The 17,392-nt window shown below is 36.9% G+C and carries 12 protein-coding genes; 9 read left to right on the forward strand and 3 right to left on the reverse strand.

What is annotated here, in order from left to right; genetic code table 11:
* Positions 1–421: 421 nt before the first annotated feature.
* Positions 422–1,837, reverse strand: coding sequence for a Gfo/Idh/MocA family oxidoreductase (locus MWU65_RS08200; protein WP_247076860.1), 1,416 nt, complete (start codon positions 1,835–1,837; stop codon positions 422–424).
* A gap of 320 nt (positions 1,838–2,157) precedes the next feature.
* On the opposite strand from MWU65_RS08200, the gene MWU65_RS08205 reads away from it, so the two are divergent.
* Positions 2,158–2,496 carry a pyruvate kinase gene (locus MWU65_RS08205; protein WP_247076861.1) on the forward strand — a complete coding sequence of 113 codons (339 nt, stop codon included), beginning with the start codon at positions 2,158–2,160 and terminating at the stop codon, positions 2,494–2,496.
* 328 nt (positions 2,497–2,824) lie between these two features.
* On the opposite strand, the gene MWU65_RS08210 is transcribed toward MWU65_RS08205, so the two are convergent.
* Positions 2,825–3,823, reverse strand: a complete 999-nt coding sequence (locus MWU65_RS08210; protein ID WP_247076863.1) for a metal-dependent hydrolase — start codon at positions 3,821–3,823, stop codon at positions 2,825–2,827.
* Positions 3,824–4,023: 200 nt separating this feature from the next.
* Between MWU65_RS08210 and MWU65_RS08215 the strand changes: the two genes are divergently transcribed.
* Both MWU65_RS08215 and MWU65_RS08220 read left to right on the forward strand, forming a co-directional pair.
* Positions 4,024–4,581, forward strand: coding sequence for a YeeE/YedE thiosulfate transporter family protein (locus MWU65_RS08215; protein WP_247076865.1), 558 nt, complete (start codon positions 4,024–4,026; stop codon positions 4,579–4,581).
* Positions 4,582–4,584: 3 nt separating this feature from the next.
* Positions 4,585–4,998: a DUF6691 family protein gene (locus MWU65_RS08220; protein ID WP_247076867.1), complete on the forward strand. Its 414-nt coding sequence runs from the start codon at positions 4,585–4,587 to the stop codon at positions 4,996–4,998.
* 204 nt (positions 4,999–5,202) lie between these two features.
* Here MWU65_RS08220 and MWU65_RS08225 read toward each other — a convergent pair whose 3' ends face one another.
* Positions 5,203–7,815 (reverse strand): alkaline phosphatase D family protein, encoded by a 2,613-nt coding sequence (locus MWU65_RS08225; RefSeq protein WP_247076869.1) that lies wholly within the window; start codon positions 7,813–7,815, stop codon positions 5,203–5,205.
* Between the two features lie 104 nt (positions 7,816–7,919).
* Between MWU65_RS08225 and MWU65_RS08230 the strand changes: the two genes are divergently transcribed.
* The 6 genes from MWU65_RS08230 (at position 7,920) to MWU65_RS08255 (ending at position 17,387) form a co-directional block, all read left to right on the forward strand.
* Positions 7,920–10,316, forward strand: a complete 2,397-nt coding sequence (locus tag MWU65_RS08230) for a glycoside hydrolase family 95 protein (RefSeq protein WP_247076871.1) — start codon at positions 7,920–7,922, stop codon at positions 10,314–10,316.
* Positions 10,317–10,499: 183 nt separating this feature from the next.
* Positions 10,500–12,098: a sodium/solute symporter gene (locus tag MWU65_RS08235; RefSeq protein ID WP_247076873.1), complete on the forward strand. Its 1,599-nt coding sequence runs from the start codon at positions 10,500–10,502 to the stop codon at positions 12,096–12,098.
* A gap of 10 nt (positions 12,099–12,108) precedes the next feature.
* Entirely contained in the window at positions 12,109–13,683 is a 1,575-nt protein-coding gene (locus tag MWU65_RS08240; RefSeq protein ID WP_247076875.1) for an arylsulfatase, read from the forward strand.
* Between the two features lie 4 nt (positions 13,684–13,687).
* Positions 13,688–14,764: a Gfo/Idh/MocA family oxidoreductase gene (locus MWU65_RS08245; protein WP_247076877.1), complete on the forward strand. Its 1,077-nt coding sequence runs from the start codon at positions 13,688–13,690 to the stop codon at positions 14,762–14,764.
* A gap of 10 nt (positions 14,765–14,774) precedes the next feature.
* On the forward strand, positions 14,775–16,154 hold the full coding sequence (locus MWU65_RS08250) for an alpha-L-fucosidase (protein ID WP_247076880.1): 1,380 nt from the start codon (positions 14,775–14,777) through the stop codon (positions 16,152–16,154).
* 27 nt (positions 16,155–16,181) lie between these two features.
* Entirely contained in the window at positions 16,182–17,387 is a 1,206-nt protein-coding gene (locus tag MWU65_RS08255) for a glycoside hydrolase family protein (RefSeq protein ID WP_247076882.1), read from the forward strand.
* Positions 17,388–17,392: the final 5 nt, after the last annotated feature.

Below are 17,392 nucleotides of genomic sequence, written 5' to 3' on the forward strand. Positions count from 1 at the left end.
TGCAAAATTACCCTGTATAAAATGTTTTTTATGCAATAAACACACCTACTACTTATTTTTACCGTTAAAGTGCATTAAATCGATCAGGCATTGTAAACAGTGAGTTTACCCAAGTTTTTTTAATCTAAAAAATGAGGCCGATAATCTATGAAGTAGTTTGTTATTTGAAAACAAAATGCCCTACAGTACTTACATTTTTAATTTTAAAGTGTAGGTATTTAAGGCCTCTGAAATAATGGGGAAATTACAGGTGAAGCTCCACACTGTTTTTTAATAGGTACTAAGAGTACATTTAAAGGAACACAAAGAAAGAGAAGTGAGGCCTAGAGGCAATAAAAATTGTATTAAATAAAAAAGAATGCCAGTATAGAAAGAAAGTTATGATCTTTTTATACTGGCATAAGTCCTATTAATTTGAGTATTACAAGGTATAAAACTCCTCCCACCCTTTACGAGGAACTGCACCCGTAAGCATCAAATTTGCCAATGGATTATTGGTAATCTGTTTTGTTTCTCGGTCAAAGACTAACTTGGTATTTAATCGTTGTGCTAACACCCCTAAGGTAAATACCTGACTCAATGGTCCTCCTACACTAAAAGGGGAACGTGTTTGTTCTTCTCCTTTACATGCTAATAAGAAGTTTTGAAAGTGATCCGATGGACTTTCCGGTACTATAGGTAAGTATCTTTCAATATCTTTTGAATTTTTAGAAGGAATAATTGATAGTGTGCTACTATGAGAACCTCCTTTAAAAGTGAGGTCTTTTCCATATATTATTTTACCCGGGTTTAATTTTGTAGTAGCTATTTTTCCATTACTTGGTGGTGGTATGTTTGGATCTGTTTTAGAAACGCCATATCCTTTAGGAAGCGGAGGTTTATTATCTAAACCATCATACCAGGTAATATCTAAGGCAGGCATTGTTCCTCGTTCTGGAAATTTAAAAACAAGTGTTGAAGACATGGGGAAGAAAAACGGATTGTGACCGTCTAATTTAATAGGGTCTACTTCATAGGGCAATCCAAGATCTAGGAACTCGTGAGCTGTATCCATAATATGTGCGCCCCAATCACCTAAAGCTCCCATTCCAAAGTCGTACCAACAACGCCATTGTCCATTGATAAAATCCTTATTGTAATCATGTTCACTAGCTGTTGATAGCCAAGCATCCCAATCTAAAGTATCTGGCATAGCCTCTTTTTTAGGATAGCTTGTCATGTTAGGATCAAATCCATGCCAACGACGACGACTATTCATATGTGCTGTTATGGCGGTCACATCTTTAATTATCCCTGCTTCCTTCCATGCTTTAAATTGAAAATAATTGGCCCCTGAATGCCCTTGATTCCCCATCTGAGTAACGACATTGTGCTTCTCGGCACATTTCATCATCAACTCAACCTCATTGAAAGTTCTAGCCATTGGCTTTTCAACATAAACGTGAATACCAAAAGACATGGCCAGCATTGTAATTGGGAAATGTGAGAAATCTGGAGTACCAACACTTACAGCATCTATCTTATCCCCCATCTTTTCAAACATTTCTCTAAAATCTTTAAATCTAGGAACGTCTGGAAACATTTTAAGAACCTCTAAGGTGTGCGGTGCTCCCATATCTGTGTCGCACAATGCCACAATATTTGCCAACCCGGTATTGTATAAGGCTTTGGTTATATCGCCTCCCCTATTTCCAATACCGCAACAAGCCAAATTTACCTTGTCACTCGGTGCTATACTACCAAAGGTTTTTCCCAATACTGACGATGGTATAATGGAGAGACCTGCCACACCTGCCATAGCAGAGGCACTTGTGCTTACAAATTTTCTTCTTTTCATACTGTTATTTTTTTATCTTATTCTAAACATTCAAGCTGTATTCCCTTCCATGAATGAAACAATGCTCTGCTTTTATAAAAATAGAAAAATTTATGACGTTTCTCTTCGTTTCAACAAATAGTAATTTATTTCTTAGAATATGTTACATAATTACAACTGATTTTTATTGAAATCATCCCTCCAAAAAGGTCTAACTAACGGGAAAGCAGCCCAGTATTAGTACATCAAAAATAAAATATCGATTTTGTTAATAAGTAGTATGCTTCAACAAACCAAAAAGACAATGAACCTTTTATTTTTGTTCTCTTTCTGAAATTGATATGGAGTATTTAAAAGAAGGTGATAAATTATTTAATGTTACTAGAGATGGGTTTAACGATTTTGCACGCTATTCCTTTTCTGAAGTTGTGCGCCTTACTAAAACTTTGGCCGTTCTTAAAAACGGTGTAAAATTGGTAAATCAGCCGAGAAAATCATATATCATTAGCGATGTTGGATATGCTGTATCCCAAAAAAAAGGTGTTCATTGGCATAGGGTAACACTAGACGCTATTAGAGATGCTCAATTGGAAAATGAAAAAATAGTTGCCTATGATTGGTTTCAAGAAAAGGAATTTAATATTACAGAAATAAAAAACATCTACAAGCTTTTAGCCTAATCCACAAAAGAAGGAGGTTGCAACTAGCTTAGGACAAGTATAATTTCTACAATTAAATAAACCAAAAGTCCAAAAAATAGCGCAGCAAGTATAATTAAAAAGTAGTCTGGGTTAAGTTTATTTTTCATAGCAATTGTAGTATAGGTCTTGGGAAATCCCTATAATATTCTAACCTGTTTAATTTGTAATAAAAGCGAAGGTAACCCAACCCAAACCCGTATTTTTATATATTGGTTATATTGACAATAATTGCGGTTAAACTTCCTATATTATCTATTTTAGTGCCGTTTAAAGAACCAAAGAAATCCAACTGTTTAATAAAAAAACATTAATTTCCTTTTATGCGCTGCCATAAATCAATAAGCAATTGCTTCCCTTCTGTCTTGTCTTTTGGTTGTTCTATAAAATGAAGTGTTCCGTTTTCATCCAGCTCTATCAAAAATTGAAATACAAAATTTTGAGCATTTGGCTGTATGCTCAACACTCCAAATCGCAAATCGTTAAAATAGAGTTTACCATCCTTTTTAGTAATGGTATACCACCCTTTAGTAATCCCTATCATCTTTTTCATTTTTTTATTGTTGATTAAATCACCCAACAACTCATGGTTTTTTGGATAGGATTGAAATTGAATGGGTTGGGTATCAAAAAAGGAGTAATACCCAATTAAAAAATGGTCTTTAACAGCTACATTGGCTGTCCATAATATGGTATTTAAAGGAGAGGGTTTGGTTTCTAACTCCACAAAATCAATTTGCTGCTCTTTTAGTGCTACTTCAAATTGTTTGTATGCAATGCCTTTACTGATAAACGTTAGCGCCAAATAACTACTGCTCATAATTAATCCCATTGAATTATAAAACCGTCGCTTCTTTGAACTACGGTTTTGACGCATTGCAAGAATCAAAAATACCAGAAATGGCACCGTGTATAAGGGGTCTATTACAAAAATGGTCTTAAAGGCTAATCTAAGGTCTAATGGCCAAAATAATTGTGTCCCCCAAGTGGTATGTGCATCCAAAAGCGGATGTGTGAAAAATGCCCAGAAAAATAACCAAGTCCAATTTTTTATACTTTTATGGCTTTCATAAGTGGATACCAACCAGCCAAAGATTGGCGCAAAAACAATAGAAAAAAATAGGGAATGCGTAAAACCTCGGTGAATTTTTAAGGCTGTTACCGTATCAGTAAAATAAGAGGCAAAAGTATCTAAGTCTGGTATGGTCCCTGCTATTGCGCCATACAACATTGCTTTATTGCCGATCTTCTTCCCTAATACTGCCTCACCAACTGCAGCACCTAGAACAATTTGAGTTAATGAATCCATTGAAAAAAAATAACGCTCATTTATAATCCAGTCTAAAATGGGTTTCTATGGTTACAAACCTACATAATAAAAGAAACAAATTAATTGGTTGTACTAAAAAGCAGGCAATAAATAAGAATTTCTTTCTCTTAACAAGTAGACATTGCCGCTTATCTTAATTAAAAACATTTTCTTTGTAATGATTTTCAAAAGATGAAATTATGAATTATATTTTAGAACCCTGGCCTTGGTATGTGGCTGGCCCGCTTATAGCCTTAATTATGTTTTTACTACTTATGGTAGGCAAGAGGTTTGGAATGTCATCCAACCTTAGAACACTTTGTACCATCTGTGGGGCAGGCAGTAAAAGCAATTTTTTTAAGTTTGATTGGAAGTCACAACGATGGAATTTAATTGTGGTTCTTGGAGCCATTATTGGCGGATTTTTAGGTTCTACCTACTTATCCACTACTACGGAAGTTGCTATTTCCCCTAAAACTATTGAAGACCTACAGGAATTGGGCTTTGCTAGTGCAGGTACAGCTTATTTGCCAACAGAATTGTTTGATATTTCCGCCTTAAGTAATATGAAAAGTGTCTTACTACTAGCTATTGGCGGACTCTTGGTAGGTTTTGGTGCTAGATATGCTGGTGGATGTACTTCGGGTCATGCAATTTCAGGGCTAAGCAACCTACAGTTACCCTCCCTAATAGCCGTAATTGGCTTTTTTATTGGAGGTTTATTTATGATTCATGTTATTTTTCCTTTAATTTTTTAAGCTATGAGAACACTAGTATATTTAGGTATCGGGATATTTTTTGGCATCACAATGTTTAAATCTGAAGCCGCATCATGGTTTCGTATCTATGAAATGTTTCAATTCCAATCCTTTCATATGTATGGCATAATAGGCTCTGCATTGGTGATTGGTATTGTTATGATTCAGCTTATAAAAAGGTTTGGTATAAAATCTTTTTATGGTGAAAAAATCCAGATCCTACCGAAGGACAAAGGCATACGTAACTACCTAATTGGCGGCATCATATTTGGATTGGGCTGGGCACTTTCTGGAGCATGCCCTGGACCTATGTTTACACTCATTGGAGCTGGGTATTTGCCAATTTTAATAGTGATTGTTTTTGCTGTTTTAGGTACTTTTTTATACGGAATTCTTAAAGACAAACTACCACATTAAAAAGATAAGTAGCGCAGATTGCTTATTCAACAAACTGCGCTACTTACTTCCTAAATCAATTTTTTAAGAATGATATCACATTTTCAATCCACATTAAACTGAATTACAAAGAGTTACCCCGTATCATATAACCTATTTCACTAGAGAGATCTTTAGATAAATTTATGGTAACCATCAAAATACTGCGACAAAGGTATAACCTTTTTAAAACGTAACTTTTATAGTCTTTTTATTTGCTGTTTTAGCTTTAACCTTAATGAATATTTTTTTCTCTTTAGTTGTAGAGTTTTCTAATACTATTATATACTTTCCCATAGCGAAAACCTTAGGTTTAAATACATTTGATGTCATTTTTATACAATACACCAATGTTTCATTTTCATCAAATACAGAAAGTAATGGTTTTACACCGTCAACATCCTCTATTGTAGGTAACCAAGCTACAGCTTTTCTGCCGTAATTATCTTCTTGTTTAATAGTAACTGGCCAACCTGGAAGTTGAGAACTAGCCCCTTTTGTAGGATCTGCATAGCGCGCCCAGCAAGCAGTTTCAATGGTTCTTTCTTTTTTATTAAAAGTAACGATACCATAACCAGTAGCTCTGTTATGCACTATTGCTGGTTCTAATCCTGTATGAAAAGGATTGCCCACAGCATATACAGTTAACTTATTTCCAAAACCATCAATATGATCTCCGGTATATGCCGGTTTATCATAACTGTGATTTTTACTATTTACTTCTGGCCAAAATCGCCTTGGCCAAATATTATTGAGGGCTGGTCCTGCAAAGGCATAACCACTGTCTCCGTGTTCGGTTACCCCATATTGTATAAAACTTCCCAAATGCTGATCCCCAGCAATATGAAAAGCAAAACATTTACGTATCGCTTCAACAGCTTTATCCCTTTGGTTGGCTGGCCAACCATTAGAATCCATATCTACTGTAGGGGTATCTCCCAATACATACTCCCCTTTTTCAGGAATTGGCAATGAAGGCACCACATTATCATTTAAAGCGGTCTTAGGCAAGGTAGCCACTGTTGCAAAATTGGTTTGTGATAAGACTACTTTCATTTCTACATTATTTCCCCAATCTTGAGACCAATCATCTATAAATTTATGTTGCCGGTCTCCTAAAAGAACAGCATCTAAATCTCTGTGCTTTTTAATATCAAAATCTTTGTTATGTATCCATCCATTCACCACATCGGCCTCTGGTGGTAGGATATGTTTGGGAGCCGACTTAAATTTTCTATCTTCTAGAATTGCAAAACTTAATCCTCCGTAATTCCAATGGGTATAATACACCCCAATTCCTTGTTTTACAGGCGTTGGGTCATAAGGATCGGGCAAGTGGCTTGTTTGCGTATATTGTACCATATTCACCCATTCTGCTGGCATCTTATACCCCCCAGAATCTTGGGCTAGCATACCATGTCCTTGGCTAATATCTGCTTTTTTTCCTCCTTCACCCCAAACATTACCGTGATATACATCGTGATCATCAGGAATAATAGCACAAGGTTTATGCCTAAATAACTCACGATAAGACCAACCAAACATCATCCATTTTCTTAAATAACCCAAGCAAAGATCGTCTATATCTCCTGTACGTTGTGCCCCAAAACCTCCGGTTCCCTCGTAAAATTGATCTCCTAAAAATAGTATGATATCTGGGTTAAGCTTAGATACATTATCATACACATCGGTATCGGGAAACCCATAATGCATGTTACAACTAAAAACGGCAGCGGATACCTCCTCCTTATCTACAGGTTCTTTGGCAATGGTACCATCATAGGTATATTGATGAATTTCATTTTTTAAAGGCAGCTCAACTGAAACGCGGTAAGGTGTGTCTTTTGTTGCATTCCAATCTTCGATGGCAAAATTAACAGCCCTCCCAATATGTTCAATTGTTTTGGTAGCTCGGGTACCCCAAACTCCATTTTCTTTAAACTGCAGAACAACCTTATGTCCTTTAATTTGTTCTATTGGAGCCAGTTGTGCTGTTATTTTTAATTTATTTTGATGTAAAGTATATTGGGCAAAACACACAGGTCCAAAGAGTTGTTCTTCATTCACATACAGGTCATCACCAGTAATTTTCCAATCTGAAAAACCAACAAATTCATCTGATTTTAGGCTTGACTTTGTATTTACATCCGCAAGTAATCCAAAATTCCCTGCAACGACATCTGCATCTATTGGAATACTTTCTGATACAAAAAGTTCGTTATTTTTTTCATTGTCCGTAATCGATACTTTTAAATCATAACCGTCTCCACGCTGTTTAAAATCGACCAGCAGTCTACTAGCAGTTGGTATTTTGGTAAAACCAGTAGCAATACGTTCTTTTCCAACCTTGAAATTACCGCTAAGTGCATACCCTATATCTAAGCCTTTTCCAAAAACAGCCGCAGATCTATAATCGTCAAACAAACCCTTTGAGCCTATTCTTAAACCAATACATCCACTTTCAGAAGATGGTAGCCTATCCAACATAGTTATGGTAACACCAATACTAAAATCTGTGGTTTTTTTAGGTTTTTGTATGGTTAATAATTGTAAGTTTCTATTGGCACCAGCTAGCCTACAAACAGCCATCCCATTTTTAAGCTTCCAGTCCTGCATACGATTGCCCCAATATTCAGGTCCAACCCATTTCATATCTGACCAATTTTCCCAATTACTATTAAAATTGACACCTTTTAATTTACTTCCTGAAGTCAGTATATCTAAAGGGAAAGCAGCTGCCGAAAAACTAGGTATAAATGCTCCAAGAGCAATGGTTTTAATATATTTTCTTCTGTTCATTACTTAGAGTTCATTTTAGTGCAATTTACAAAAATTAATTGTTATTATTAGGTCAGTTGCACTAAATATACTTATTTTGTTGTACCGTATTAATTCGATATCCTATGGCCAATAAAATCTATCTTATCAAAATATTCATATTATTTATTTTTATATGGAGTTGTACCTCATCCTCAGAAAACAAAATCCAACCACAGCCCATGTCGCTTTGGTACACTTCACCTGCTGAAAATTGGCTAGAAGCTTTGCCTTTGGGGAACGGAAGATTAGGTGCTATGGTTAATGGTACCATTAACAAAGAGCAACTACAGCTCAACGAAGAAAGCCTTTGGGCCGGGAAGCCTGAAGATCCCTTTCCAGAAAAAGTTGGCGTACATTATGCAAAGTTCCAGCAATTAAATCTAGAGGGCAAGTATAAGGAAGCGCTTCACTACGGTATGCAACATCTGGCCGTATCGCCAACATCAATTAGATCGTATGAGCCTTTGGGAAACCTAGACATCACTTTTAATCATAAAGCCGAGGCAGAAAACTACAAACGAGAATTAAATTTAAACAATGGTATCGTCACTATAAATTATTCAATTAATGGCAAACGTTTTATTCGGGAATCTTTTATATCCAACACCTATAATGTGATCTACCATAACTTCAAAAGTTTAGATGGCGAAGCTATTAATAGTCGTATTTCATTTTCTAGAAAAAAAGATATCGTTCAAACTATTAGTGAAGATAACATTCTCCAAATAAACGGTCAGATATTTGACGACCCCAATGGCTATGATGATAACCCAGGAGGCTCTGGAGAAGGCGGTCTGCACATGAAATTTGCATCGCAAATAGCGGTCTTATATAAAGATGGTAAATTAGGCAAAAAGGATACTACACTTACCCTAGAAAATAGTACAAATTTCACCGTAGTCGTTAGTGCCACCACAGATTATAATCTAGCAGCCCTAAATTTTGACAGCACTATAGACACCCAACTAAACACAGCTCAAATACTTGAAGCTGCCATGGAGGTTTCCTATTCAGAAGCCAAAGCCCAACATATTGCCGAACACAGTAAAATGTTCAATAGGGTACAATTATCATTAACGGACAGCTTGCTAGATACCATACCTACTAATGTGCGTTTAAAGAATGTAAGCAATGGTACCAATGACAATCATTTAACTACTTTATTCTTTCAATACGGCAGGTATTTATTAATGGGAAGCTCTGCAAACCGAGCTTCTTTGCCGAGTAACTTACAAGGGGTATGGAATAAAGATATGTGGGCACCGTGGGAATCTGATTTCCATTTAAACATTAATTTACAAATGAATTATTGGCCAGCAGACCTCTGCAACCTATCTGAAACATTTGACCCCTTATCTAATTATATGGTAAAATTAGCTGAGCAAGGCAAAACCACAGCAAAAAACTTTATAGGATCCCACGGGTGGATGGCACATCATGTATCCAATCCTTTTGGCCGAACAACACCTTCTGGATCTAATAAGGACTCTCAGCTAACCAATGGCTATTCTTTTCCACTGGCAGGTACATGGATGTCCCTTTCACTTTGGAGGCATTATGAATTTACCCAAGACCAAGACTATTTAAACACTACTGCTTATCCTGTATTGCAGGGAGCAACACAATTTGTTTTAGATTTTTTACAAGAAAATGATGCTGGGGAACTAGTCACTACCCCCTCTTACTCTCCCGAAAATGCGTATATAGACCCTGAATCAGGGGAAAAAATGAGGAATACCATAGCCGCTGCAATGGACATACAACTTATTAAGGACTTGTTTAAAGCCTGCTTAGAATCTGAAAAAATATTAGGCAAAAATATACTTACCAATAAGGTTCGGGCAGCGCTTGCAAAGCTTCCAAAAACCAAGATCGGGGCAAATGGAACTATTCAAGAGTGGTATTTTGATTATGATGAAGCAGAACCGGGCCATCGGCATATGTCTCATTTATACGCACTTTACCCTTCTAACCAAATTACACCGAAAACAAAAGAACTCTTTACTGCGGCAGAGAAAACCATAGAAAAACGCTTGTCTTATGGAGGCGGACAAACCGGCTGGAGCAGGGCTTGGGTAATTAATTTTTATGCACGACTGTTACAAGGAGATAAAAGTTTAGAGCATATCAACCAAATGATGGGACATCAACTTTCCCCTAATATGTTCGATTTAATTGGAAAAATATTTCAAATTGATGGCAACCTAGGTGCAACGGCTGGAATAGCCGAAATGTTACTGCAATCACATGAAGACGGCAGCATTAAACTGTTACCCGCTTTGCCCAAAGAATGGTCTTCTGGAAAGGTAAAAGGGCTTAAAGCAAGAGGTAATTATGAGCTCGATATTGAATGGGAAAATAAAAACATAACCAAAGCGGTAATTCGGGCACATAGTGGTGGGAAAGTATCCGTTTTTTATAAAGATAAGGAATGGGTTGTAGATTTACAGAAAGGAGAAAAGCAGGAATTATTTGAATAAAACCTTCAATTATTTTATGAGGTACTTTAAATTCATTTTTGCTAAATTTCACTATTAAATGGAATAAACTCTGATATATTGAATGGTTGCTTATTACCCTTTAATTATGCAGTAAACAACCCTAAACCTCTGATGTACAGTACAAACAATTAATCGTTTATGTTTATTAAAATTATGTGAACTATGAAATCTATCAATGGTATCGATTTATTTGTGATTGTTTTATACATGGTTACCATTGTAGGTATTGGTCTTTGGTATTCTCGTAGAAAAAGAAAAACTAGTGAAGGCTATTTTTTAGCAGGTAAATCACTTGCCTGGTCTGTAATTGGAGCCTCCCTTTTTGCTTCCAATATTTCCACAATTCATCTTGTTGGTCTGGCGCAATCTGGTTTTGAAGACGGTATTGTTTGGGGTAATTTTGAGTGGTTTTCTGCTTTTGAACTTATCATATTGGCATTTGTGTTCATTCCCTTTTATTTGCGCACTCAAATTACAACCTTACCGCAATTTCTAGAAAAACGATATGATGTGCGCTCTAGAGTAGTCCTTGCTATTTTTAGTATCCTCGCAGCCTTATTTATGCATATAGGAGTAAGTTTTTACGCGGGTGCTGTGGTTTTTGAATCCATTTTTGGAATCAATATCTTAACCTCAATCATTATCATTGCTGTGGCTACAGGCATTTACACAATCATTGGAGGACTAACCTCTGTTGTTGTAACAGAAACGGTACAAACAATAATATTAATTCTAGGTTCCCTAACCATAACTATACTTGCAATTTATCAACTTCCCGATGTAGGTATACATAGTTATAGTGAACTAAAACTTGCTGTAGATCCGGACCGCTTAAAAGCAGTAAGTTTTAATTCCACCACCAAGGGATTTACCTTTTTGGATATGCTTTTTGGGCATTTAATCTTGGGTATTTGGTATTGGTGTACAGATCAAACCATTGTGCAACGAGTCTTAGGAGCTAAATCTGAAAAACAGGCTAAACTAGGAGCCTTGTTTGCCGGTTTCTTAAAAATTCTACCCGTTTTTATTATGGTTATACCAGGAATTTTGGCCTTTGCCCTTTTCCACGATCAAATTGGTAGTGACACCAAGAGCGTCTTACCTACTTTAATTATGGAATTAATGCCAATTGGACTTAAAGGTCTTATGGTTGCCGCCTTGCTGGCTGCCGTTATGAGTAGTGTTGCTGCAGCTTTAAACAGTTGTTCTACATTGATCGTTTATGATGTGTTTGATAAAATAAAACCGAATCTTTCTGATACCGCTAAAATTAATATTGGTAAAATTACAGGCGTAGTTGTTTTGGTGCTGGCGGTAATATGGTCTCCTTTTCTAGGGAGTTTAGGTGCTATTTTTGCATTGATAAATCAAATGTTTTCCATTTTTGCACCCTCTATTGTAGCGGTGTTTGTTTGGGGGATACTATCAAAAAAGGGAACGGCTAACGCAGCATTTTACACCCTTATATTTGGAAGTCTCTTTGCTGCCATTGTTTTTTATGTTGAAAAATACATGCATATTGGGGGCATTGAAAACTACATCTCGAGTTCCAAAGGCTTAGGTATAAATTGGTTGCGACAAACCTATATTTATTTTATAATTTCTTCTGTTATCTATGTCACCATTTCTACTTTAGATAAAACAGAGCAATTTATAGCATCTGAGTTTTACTTAAAAGTAAGCACACCTTCGAAAACCATAAACTATTTAAGCATACTGTTAGTTGTAGTAATGTTAGTATTGTACTATATATTTTATTAATAAAATAATTATGAGCATACCTCTTAAACCAATGCGGTCAGAATTATTCAGCACTACAAAAATCCTTATTTTTGCTGTTCTTGCCTCATTTATGTCTTGTAAACAGTCTCTCCAAAATAGGGATGCACAAAAACCCAACATCATAATTATCCTTGCAGACGATTTGGGGTATGGTGATCCAGAAGTGTATAATACGGAATCTAAAATACCAACACCAAACATAAATGCATTAGCCCAAAGTGGTATTCGCTTTACCAATGCCCATGCTCCCAGTAGTGTATGTACCCCAACTAGGTATGGCATATTAACAGGACAATATGCATGGCGAACACCTTTAAAGAGTGCAGTGCTTTGGATGTGGGACAAGCCTTTAATAGAAAAAGATAGGCTAACAATGCCTAAAATGCTGAAAAGCAACGGATACAACACCGCAAGTATTGGCAAATGGCATTTGGGATGGAGATGGAAAGGATTGGATAATAACTATATGAACGATACCATTCCAATTGGCGATTACAGTCTAAAAGGAAGAAATGAACTTTGGAAAAAAATAGATTTCACAAAGCCAATTGGTGGTGGTCCCTTAGAAGCCGGATTTGATTATTATTTTGGGGATGATGTTCCTAATTTTGCACCCTATGCCTATATTGAAAACAATACCTTTGTAAAAACGCCAGATACCCTTAAACTTGCCGGAATGTATGGCGGACCAGGACCTATGACCAGCGGTTGGGATTTAACCGAGGTTATGCCAACAATTACCGCTAAATCGGTTGCATATATTGAAGAACAAGCAGAAAGTGACAAACCTTTCTTTTTATATTTTGCCCTTACAGCCCCACATACACCTATTGCGCCAACCAAAAATTTTATAGGCAAAAGCAAGGCTGGCTTGTATGGCGATTTTGTTCATGAAGTAGACTGGACGGTGGGTGAAATAATTGCGGCATTAAAGCGTACCGGGCAATTAGACAACACCCTTGTTGTTTTTACTTCGGACAATGGTTCTCCTCAACGCGATGGTCAAAATATGGGTGGAGCAACAGGCTCAGTAAAGAAGTACGGACATGACCCTAGTAGACCCTTAAAAGGTATAAAAGCCGATATATGGGAAGGCGGACACCGGGTTCCCTTTATTGTATCTTGGCCAAAGCAAATTAGCAATATGCAGGTTTCTGATCAACTTATTGGTTTAAACGACCTCATGGCTACCTTTTCTGCCATTACAAATGATAGCAAAGATGCCGTCCCTTTTGAAGATAGTATGGACTTTAGCACTGTTTTACAGACCAATGAAAAAACGCCAATCCGGGAAGATTTAGTGCATCATTCCATAAAAGGAATGTTCGCTATTCGCAAGGGGTCTTGGAAATTTATTGATGGTATAGGGTCTGGCGGCTGGAGTGGGATCCCAGTAGCAAAAAAAGGCAGCAGCTTACCCAAAGGACAGTTGTACAATCTAGATACTGATTTGGGTGAAAAAAACAATTTATATGATCAATACCCAGACATTGTAGAAACATTGCGTTTACAACTAAAACAATACAAGGAACAAGGGTATAGCAATCCTAATTTTAAAAAATAACCTTATGTTTCAACAACACCCCATTTTGCCAGACAATCCCTTGCCAATTGCAATCATTGGTGCTGGTGGCATTGTTAAAGATGCACATTTACCAGCTTATACCTTGGCAAAATTTCCTGTGATGGGTGTTTATGATATTGACCGCGCCAAGGCAATTGCTTTAAAAGGTAAATTTGCTTGCATACAAGAAACGTATTCCACATTAACAGAGTTAATTAAAGAGGCTACCAAGCAGAATGCGGTGTTTGACCTTGCCGTACCAGCAAATTATTATTGTTCTATTTTAAAACAACTTCCTTTTGGTGCCGCTGTACTTATTCAAAAACCAATGGGTGAAACCCTGGCGCAGGCACTAGAGATTGCTAATATATGTAGAGAAAGACAGCTGGTTTCGGCCGTAAATTTTCAATTAAAATTTGCACCTTACTGTCTTGCGGCCAAAGACATTATTTCAAAAAAACTCATAGGCGATATTTTTGATATAGAACTTAAGGTTTGTGTAAACACCCCTTGGGAGTTATGGGACTTTCTATACAAAAAACCCCGAGTAGAAGTAGTATATCACAGTATTCATTATTTGGACTTGGTCCGTAGTTTTTTAGGGAATCCTAAAAAAGTATACGCCAGCACCATTAAACATCCAAAAACCAAAGAATTAGCGGCAACACGAAGCAGTATCATTCTAGATTACGATGAATACACCCAAGCAAGAATTCTTACCAATCACGGGCATCACTATGGCACAAAACACCAAGAATCCTACCTAAAGATTGAAGGCACTAAAGGTGCAATTAAAATAAAGATTGGCTTGTCATTAGATTACCCCAATGGTAGACCCCCAAAAATGGAATATACAATTGTAGGTAATAAAAAAGGTTGGCAAGAAATTCGTTTAGAGGGAGCTTGGTTTCCACATGCATTTATTGGAACAATGGCAAATTTACAAAACCATATCCTAGATTCAAATTTTCCTCTTCTTTGTAGTACTACAGATGCCTTAGACACGATGCAATTGGTAGAAACTGTATACGAATCTAGCGCAACTGGTGGTACATTATTTAACCCTATTAAAATTAATTAATACTTATAAAATGAAAACAACATACAAGTACACTGTAGTTCTATTCAGCCTATTTACCCTATTTACGGTGAATGCACAATTGTCTGGCGGTGGTGAGGCGAATCCAAATTTAACAACGAATACCAAAGCCCTAGAATCTTTTAAAGATATGAGGTTTGGAATGTTTATTCACTGGGGACCCGTGGCTTTACGAGGAACAGAAATAAGTTGGTCTAGAGGCAAACAAGTGGCTATTGACGATTATGACAATTTATACAAAGAGTTTAATCCCGTTCTGTTCAATGCAGCTACCTGGGTAAAAACTGCCAAAGATGCAGGTATGAAGTATATGGCGCTAACAACCAGGCACCATGACGGCTTTTGTCTTTGGGATAGCAAACATACAGATTACGATATGGGAAACACGCCTTACGGGAAAGGCATTATAAAAGAATTGGTGGAAGAATGCAAAAAACAAGGAATCGTTTTTGGTGCCTATTATACCGTTTGTGACTGGAAACATGAAGATTACCCAGTTGTTTACCCATACAAAGAAAATGTACGTATTGATAGAGAAATAAAAGATCCCAAGGAAAAAGCAGGAATGCAACGCTATATCACCTTTATGAAAAACCAACTTAAAGAAATCATAGACAATTATGATCCTGCTTTTATCTGGTTTGATGGGGAATGGGAATGGGCATGGACACACGAAATGGGTATGGATATGTATAAATACTTGAGGGAATTAAAAGATGATATCCTAATAAACAACCGAGTTGACAAAGGTCGTGAAGGTATGGCAGGGATAACCAAAAGCATTAAATATGCAGGAGATTATGCCACTCCTGAACAACAAATTGGAAAATTTGACAATAAGAATGCATGGGAATCTTGCATGACCATTGCCACCCAATGGGCATGGAAGGCCAATGATAAACTTAAATCAAAAAAAGAATGTATTCAGACGTTAGTACGTACCATTGGTGGTGACGGAAACCTGCTATTAAACGTTGGCCCTATGGCCGATGGAAGGATTGAACAACGGCAAATAGACCGATTGAAAGAAGTTGGAGATTGGGTTAAAATAAACCAAGACGCCATATATGGGACACGAGGAGGCCCCTATTTACCTACCGATTATATGGTGAGTACAAGAAAGGAAAACAAGATTTATGTGTTTTTATTACAGCATCCTGAAAAAGAAATAGAAGTGACACTTCCAAAAAAAACTAGAATCACAAAAGCCTATTTTTTAGATGGTAATACACCCGTAACATTTAAAAATGGAAAAAATAGTGCAGCCATCACCCTACCGGATGTTTTACCTGATGATAGTGTATCAGTCATCACATTAGAGTTAAACACCTCCGCTATGGAACAAGAAATTTCTGCCGTACAGAATAATTAAACATCACTTATAAGCGTATAAAAACCCATGAAACACTTGTATTGTATACTTTTCTTAATTGTTGGAAGTGCTTGTAAAACACCCTTTGCCATACAACCACAACCCTTAAATGCAATTGTAAAAGAGAAGGGCGAAAGTAAAATTCTCCAAGGGCCTTCAACCCTTAATATTGACGGTTATTTTGTTTGGGGAGGAAGTGTTATTCAGGGCGATGACGGCAAATATCACATGTTCTTTTCACTATGGGAAAGTGGTTCCACTAATGGCAGCTTTGCTCAAAGCTGGGTTTTAGAATCTAAAATAGGCTATGCAGTTTCTGATTTTCCCGATCGTGATTTTAAGTTTCAAAAAATAATTTTAAAGGGTAGCAGGTATAGTGGAGATACGACCGCATGGGATGCGCAAATGGTACACAATCCGCATATAAAGAAATTTAAAGACACCTACTACCTCTACTATATTGGTGGCAAGGACTACGGAGAACAGCCCAATGGTTCTACCGGTGAAAATTTAGACAAAAGGTCAAGAGTACAGCAATCACTTTGTATTGGAGCCATTGCCTTTACCAATTTTGAGGACCTCATAAATGGAAATTTTCAAAGACCAAAAGAACCGCTATTAACAGCAAGAACACGAGTTAAACCGAACAATATTCTCCATGGTTCTCCCAAGGGAACTATTGCGAAACCCGATAATATTATCGTAGTAAATCCGGCGGTAGTTTTCAATCCAAAAACCAAAGATTACATGCTTTTTTTTAAAGGCAATTTATATGAACCTGGTTGGAAAGGAGCGCATGGTGTTGCCATAGGAAAAACACCCTTGGGGCCCTTTAAGGCTAAAGAAGAGTTTGTTTTTGACATACGAATGCCAGACGGTTCTATAGCAAGCACAGAAGACCCCTATGTTTGGTACGCCAAAAACCAGAAAAAATTCTTTGCGGTTGTAAAAGATTTTTCAGGGCGACTAACAGGAGAAAAGAAAACTTTAGCATTTCTCTTATCTCAAGACGGACTCCAATGGGAGGTAGCACAAACACCCTTATTTATAAATAGAACGCTCCATTTAACGAACGGCACTAAAGTAACCGTAGATCGCCTTGAAAGGCCACAATTATTAATCGACAAAAAAGGAGTCCCCCTAGTTATGTATGCCGCATCTGCTTTGGAAAATGTAAATCCTAAAACGGATGGTAGTAGTTTTAATGTTCAAATATCAATTTCCAACAAATAGTATAA

Source organism: Cellulophaga sp. F20128, assembly GCF_023015805.1.
In the GTDB taxonomy this organism is placed as follows: Bacteria; Bacteroidota; Bacteroidia; order Flavobacteriales; family Flavobacteriaceae; genus Cellulophaga.

Coding starts and splice junctions, on each gene's coding strand:
- MWU65_RS08200 (WP_247076860.1), bottom strand. CDS start 1,837: ATGAAAAGAAGAAAATTTGTAAGCACAAGTGCCTCTGCTATGGCAGGT.
- MWU65_RS08245 (WP_247076877.1), top strand. CDS start 13,688: ATGTTTCAACAACACCCCATTTTGCCAGACAATCCCTTGCCAATTGCA.
- MWU65_RS08215 (WP_247076865.1), top strand. CDS start 4,024: ATGAATTATATTTTAGAACCCTGGCCTTGGTATGTGGCTGGCCCGCTT.
- MWU65_RS08220 (WP_247076867.1), top strand. CDS start 4,585: ATGAGAACACTAGTATATTTAGGTATCGGGATATTTTTTGGCATCACA.
- MWU65_RS08230 (WP_247076871.1), top strand. CDS start 7,920: ATGGCCAATAAAATCTATCTTATCAAAATATTCATATTATTTATTTTT.
- MWU65_RS08250 (WP_247076880.1), top strand. CDS start 14,775: ATGAAAACAACATACAAGTACACTGTAGTTCTATTCAGCCTATTTACC.
- MWU65_RS08205 (WP_247076861.1), top strand. CDS start 2,158: ATGGAGTATTTAAAAGAAGGTGATAAATTATTTAATGTTACTAGAGAT.
- MWU65_RS08210 (WP_247076863.1), bottom strand. CDS start 3,823: ATGGATTCATTAACTCAAATTGTTCTAGGTGCTGCAGTTGGTGAGGCA.
- MWU65_RS08225 (WP_247076869.1), bottom strand. CDS start 7,815: ATGAACAGAAGAAAATATATTAAAACCATTGCTCTTGGAGCATTTATA.
- MWU65_RS08235 (WP_247076873.1), top strand. CDS start 10,500: ATGAAATCTATCAATGGTATCGATTTATTTGTGATTGTTTTATACATG.
- MWU65_RS08240 (WP_247076875.1), top strand. CDS start 12,109: ATGAGCATACCTCTTAAACCAATGCGGTCAGAATTATTCAGCACTACA.
- MWU65_RS08255 (WP_247076882.1), top strand. CDS start 16,182: ATGAAACACTTGTATTGTATACTTTTCTTAATTGTTGGAAGTGCTTGT.